General features: G+C 33.5%; 1 protein-coding gene. It reads left to right on the top strand.

All coding sequences use genetic code 11. From position 1 onward, the window contains the following. A partial coding sequence (locus L1S34_RS14840) for a hypothetical protein (protein WP_236364885.1) occupies positions 1-502 on the top strand: 502 nt, incomplete at both ends.

Below are 502 nucleotides of genomic sequence, written 5' to 3'. Positions count from 1 at the left end.
AATAAGGGTGAAATTGCGGAAGAATTGATGAATGATCCATTTCTAGTATTAGATCCTGAATCGAAATACGAACCATTGATTGAAGGGTCATCTATAAAAAAACTTGTGGAGCCTAATGCCAACACCTTTACCCAAATGCCGTACAGCAACAAATTGGCAACCAATTTTTATACGTATGCTGTTTACTTGAAATTGTTAGTAGCTCCTTATCCTTTAACAACGGATTATTACCCAAGGCATATTGAAATAAAATCATTTTCAAACATCAGTGTTTTGTTTTCTGTGTTGTTACATTTATTCCTTTTTATTTGGGCCCTATTTCATATCCGTAAACGAAATCTTGTTGCGTTTGGCATTTTGTACTATTTCATTACTTTTTCAATTGTATCTAATTTGTTCTTTCCGATAGGTACCAATATGGCGGAGCGTTTTATGTTTATGCCTTCACTTGGTTTTTGTTTGATTGTAGTTTACTTAGCGTATCAATTAGGTTCAAAATGGA

The sequence above is a fragment of the Flavobacterium sp. K77 genome, from assembly GCF_021608205.1.
Lineage (GTDB): Bacteria > Bacteroidota > Bacteroidia > Flavobacteriales > Flavobacteriaceae > Flavobacterium > Flavobacterium turcicum.
This window is presented reverse-complemented; position numbering and strand designations above follow the sequence as displayed.